The organism is Rhodoferax sp. (assembly GCF_028689305.1).
GTDB lineage: Bacteria > Pseudomonadota > Gammaproteobacteria > Burkholderiales > Burkholderiaceae_C > Rhodoferax.
Map to the genome: position 1 here is coordinate 4,442 of NZ_JAQTWM010000113.1, position 4,917 is coordinate 9,358.

3 protein-coding genes are annotated in these 4,917 nt (G+C 63.8%); 2 read left to right on the top strand and 1 reads right to left on the bottom strand.

Translation table 11 applies throughout. From position 1 onward, the window contains the following. On the bottom strand, positions 1 to 1,571 hold a 1,571-nt coding region (gene groL, locus PHW99_RS16690), incomplete at its 3' end, for a chaperonin GroEL (RefSeq protein WP_300180225.1). Between the two features lie 183 nt (positions 1,572 to 1,754). On the opposite strand from groL, the gene PHW99_RS16695 reads away from it, so the two are divergent. Together PHW99_RS16695 and PHW99_RS16700 are read left to right on the top strand one after the other, a co-directional pair. Further along, positions 1,755 to 2,375, top strand: coding sequence for a phosphoribosyltransferase family protein (locus tag PHW99_RS16695; RefSeq protein WP_300180228.1), 621 nt, complete (start codon positions 1,755 to 1,757; stop codon positions 2,373 to 2,375). A gap of 90 nt (positions 2,376 to 2,465) precedes the next feature. Continuing rightward, a partial coding sequence (locus tag PHW99_RS16700) for a Lon protease family protein (RefSeq protein WP_300180231.1) occupies positions 2,466 to 4,917 on the top strand: 2,452 nt, incomplete at its 3' end.

Sequence of the window (4,917 nt, forward strand, 5' to 3'; positions counted from 1 at the left end):
TTGGCAATCATGCAGTCGGTGCTCAGCACCAGGGCGGCGATGGAGCCGGCGTTTTGCAAGGCCAGCCGTGTGACCTTGACCGGGTCGATCACCCCCATGGCCAGCATGTCACCGTATTCGCCGCTGGCGGCGTTGTAACCAAAGTTGTGCTCGGACGATTCGTCCACCCGGTGCAGCACGATCGAGGGTTCCTGCGCGGCGTTGTCGACAATGCGGCGCAGCGGCTCCTCCAGGGCACGGGCCACGATCTTGATGCCGGAGCTTTCGTCCAGGTCGGTCATGGTCAAGGCCTTGAGCGCCTTGCGTGCGCGCAGCAGCGCCACGCCACCGCCGGGCACCAGCCCTTCTTCCACCGCCGCCCGGGTGGCGTGCAGCGCGTCTTCCACGCGCAGCTTGCGCTCCTTGAGTTCGGTTTCGGTGGCGGCACCGACCTTGATCAGCGCCACACCGCCCGCCAGCTTGGCCAGCCGCTCATCAAGCTGCTTGCGGTCGTAGTCGCTGGTGGTGGCCTCACGCTCTTTGCGGATCAGGGCCACGCGCTCCTGGATGGCGGCGGATGAGCCCGCGCCGCCAATGAGGGTGGTGCTGTCCTTGTCCACCTCCACGCGTTTGGCCCGGCCCAGATCACGCAGCGTGGTCTTGGCAAGCGTCTGGCCCAGCTCTTCGGAAATCACGCTGCCGCCGGTCACTGTGGCAATGTCCTGCAGCAGCGCCTTGCGCCGGTCACCAAAGCCCGGGGCCTTGACGGCGCAGGTCTTGATGACACCGCGCACGCTGTTGATCACCAGCGTGGCCAGCGCGTCGCTGTCGATGTCCTCGGCCACCACCAGCAGGGGGCTGCCAGACTTGGCCACCTCTTCCAGCAACGGCACCAGGTCCTTGAGCGCCGACAGGCGTCGGTCGCACAGCAGGATGTGCACGTCTTCCAGCACGGCGGCACCACGCTCGGCGTTGTTCACAAAGTACGGTGACAGGTAGCCGCGGTCGAACTGCAGGCCTTCCACGATCTCCAGCTCGCTGACCATGCCCGAGCCGTCCTCGATGGACACGGCGCCTTCGCGTCCCACCTTGTCCATGGCGCGTGAAATCAGTTCGCCGATGGAGCGGTCGTTATTGGCCGAGATGCTGGCCACATGGGCAATCTCCTGCGGCGTGGTGCAGGGTTGGGCCATGGTTTTGAGCTCGGCCACGACGCGCTCAATGGCCTGCTCCATGCCACGCTTGAGGCCCATGGGGTTCATGCCGGCGGCGAGGTATTTCAGGCCCTCGTGGATCATGGCATGCGCCAGCACCGTGGCGGTGGTGGTGCCGTCACCGGCCATCTCGCTGGTGCGCGAAGCCACCTCGCGCAGCATTTGGGCTCCCATGTTCTCGAAGCGGTCTTTCAGCTCCACCGCCTTGGCCACCACCACACCGGAGTTGACGATCTGCGGCGCGCCGAACTCGCGCTCGATGATCACCGTGCGTCCGCGCGGTCCCAGCGTGACCTTCACCGCGTCGGCCAGGGTATCCACCCCCCGGCGGATCTTGTCCCTGGCCTCTTCCCGAAAGACGATCTGTTTGGCGGTCATGGCGACACCTCCACGTGTGCAGGACGATGCGGCGACTTTAGTCAGACGTCATGCGTGCGCCTTGATCTAGCGCAAAACTATGGGGTCACCAGATGATTACTGTGGAGCCCCGGTAAGGTCTGTTGCGGCCAAAGGGGGAGGACGAGCGCATGAACACAATGATCGGATTGGCGGGAGGCCACCGTGTTTCGTGATCGACAGGACGCCGCCCGGCGCCTGGCCGACCGGCTGCAGGACTATCGGGGGAAAAACCCCCTGGTTCTGGCGATTCCGCGCGGCGCCGTGCCCATGGCCAAAACCATTGCCCAGGCGTTGCAGGGTGAGTTCGACGTGGTGCTGGTGCGCAAGCTGCGTGCCCCGTACCAGCCGGAACTGGCCATCGGCTCGGTGGATGAAAGCGGCTGGACCTACCTTGCCGATGAAGCGGCCTTGTATGGCGCTGACCGGGACTACATCGAGACTGAAAAGCAGGCGCAGCTGCAGACCATTCGCCAGCGCCGTGCCCAGTACACCCCGATCCGGGCACCGATCAGCCCCACCGGGCGCATTGTGATTGTGGTGGACGACGGTCTGGCCACCGGCGCTACGATGATCGCCGCGCTGCATGGTTTGCGTGCCCACAAGCCGCGCCGGCTGGTGTGCGCCGTGCCGGTGTCGCCGCCCGACACCCTGGCCAAGGTGGCTGACATGGCCGACGAGGTGGTGTGCCTGGAAACACCGGTGTACTTTCGCGCGGTCGGCCAGTTTTATGCGGACTTTGTACAGGTGGAGGACGAGGAGGTGATTCACCTGCTGGCAGCCTGAACCTTGCGCCTTGTCGCCGGTGACCGTAAAGTTGCTGCCAACGCATTGAGGTAGCAAGCTCATCCAATCAATCTTGAAAGGGATCGGATCATGCGGGACGCTTTAAAGCAGACCATGGGCAACTCCGAATCGCTGCTGTCGTTGTTGGCACTGACACCGCAGCAGCTCTACCATGCGTGCGACCCGGCGCAATGGGGTTTTCAGACCACCGCCGAACTGCCGGAACTGACCGAGCTGATGGGTCAAATCCGCGCCACCGATGCGGTGCGCTTCGGGGTGGGCATTCGCCACAGCGGTTACAACATCTTTGTGTTGGGCCCCTCGGGCATGGGTAAACGCACCATGGTGGCGCAACTGCTGGCCAAAAAGGCGGGTACCGAAGCCGAGCTGGCCGACTGGTGTTACCTCAACAATTTTGATGAGCCGCACAAGCCCCAGGCCATCAGGCTGCCGTCGGGCAAGGGTGCGGAACTGCAGCATGAGATGCAGCAGCTGGTGGACTACTTGCGCACCGCTATTCCGGCGCTGTTTGAAAGCGACGAATACCGCGCCAAAGCGGAGGCGATTCAGGACGAATTCAACAAGCGGCAGGAATTGGCGTTCAAGGAGCTGAGCAACGATGCCCAGCATCAGCAGATTGTGCTGCTGCGCACCCCCAGCGGCTTCGTGCTGGCACCGACCCGCAACCAGGAGGTGCTGCCGCCGGAGGAGTACGCCAAGCTGCCCGAGGAGGAAAAACAGGCCATCGCAGCCATCATCGCCAGTTTGCAGGAGCGGCTGGAGAAAATCCTGAACCTCATCCCGCAGTGGTGGAAGGAGCGCAGTGAACGCATCAAGCTGCTGAACCGCGAGACGACGATGGGCATCGTCAAACACGCGGTGGACGAGTTGCGTAGCCGTTTTGCCGAGCTGCCCGCCATCCAGACCTATCTGGACGTGGTGCAGCAAGACATGGTGGAAAACGCCGACGACTTTCGCAAGCAGGAGGAAACGGCCACCATCTCCGGCCTGAAAGTCGTCGCCCGCGAGTCTTTCCACCGCTACCAGGTCAATGTGCTGGTCACCAATGGCAAGCAGCCGGGGGCGCCGATCGTCAGCGAGGACAACCCGACCTACAGCAATCTGGTGGGCCGGGTCGAGCACCTTGCCCAGCTCGGTGCACTGGTGACCGATTTCACGCTGATCAAACCCGGGGCGCTGCACCGGGCCAACGGCGGCTACCTGCTGCTGGATGTGCGCAAGGTGCTGATGCAACCCTTTGCCTGGGAAGGGCTCAAGCGCGCCTTGCAGTCACACGAAATCCGCATCGAATCCCTGGGCCAGATGTACAGCCTGGTCAGTACCGTCTCGCTGGAGCCGCAGGCGATTCCGCTGGACGTCAAGATCGTGCTGTTTGGGGATCGGCTGTTTTACTACCTGCTGCAGCAATACGACCCGGACTTTGACGAGCTGTTCAAGGTGGCGGCTGATTTTGAGGATCGCATCGAGCGCAACGCCGACACCCAGCTGCTCTACGCCCGCCTGATTGCCACGCTGGCGGGCAAGGAAAAGCTGTTGCCGTTTGACCGCAGCGCCGTAGCGCGGGTGATTGACCACGGAGCCCGCCTGGTGGGGGATGCGCAGCGCCTGTCCACCCATGTCCGCAGTGTGGCCGACCTGTTGCAGGAGGCGGACTACTGGGCGCATGAGGCCGGTGTTGAAATCGTTGCCGCCAGCCATGTGCAGCAGGCCATCGACCAGCAGATCCGTCGCCAGGATCGCGTGCGCGGTCAACTGCACGAAGCGATTTTGCGCGGCACCTTGCTGATCGACACCCAGGGGGCGGTCACCGGGCAGATCAATGCGCTGTCGGTGATCCAGCTCGGCGACTTTCCCTTTGCCCAGCCGACCCGCATCACCGCCACCAGCCGTCTGGGTGACGGCGAAATGGTCAACATCGAGCGCGAGGTGAAACTCTCGGGCGCAGTGCATTCCAAGGGTGTGCTGATTCTCTCGGCCTTCCTGGCCACACGTTATGCCAAGAACCAGCCGCTGGCACTGTCGGCCAGTCTGGTGTTCGAGCAGTCCTACGGCCAGATCGACGGCGACAGCGCTTCCCTGGCCGAACTGTGTGCCTTGTTGTCCAACCTGGGCCAGGTCCCGATCAAGCAGTCGCTGGCGGTCACCGGCTCGGTCAACCAGCTCGGGCAGGTGCAGGCCATCGGGGCCGTCAACGAAAAAATCGAAGGTTTTTTTGACATCTGCCAGGTGCGCGGTTTGACCGGTGAACAAGGGGTGCTGATCCCGGCGACCAACCTGGATCACCTCATGCTGCGCCGCAACGTGGTGGAAGCGGTGGCGGCCGGGCAGTTCCACGTCTACGCCGTCAGCCATGTGGACCAGGCCGTGGCCCTGTTGACGGGTGTGAGCGCTGGCGCGGCCAGTCCACGCGGCGACTATCCGGCGGACAGTGTTAATGGCCGGGTGGCGGCGCGGGTGGCAGAACTGGCCAAGCTGCGCAAGTCCTTGGCGCGTCAGCCCGGTCCACGCGTGCGGGCCAAGA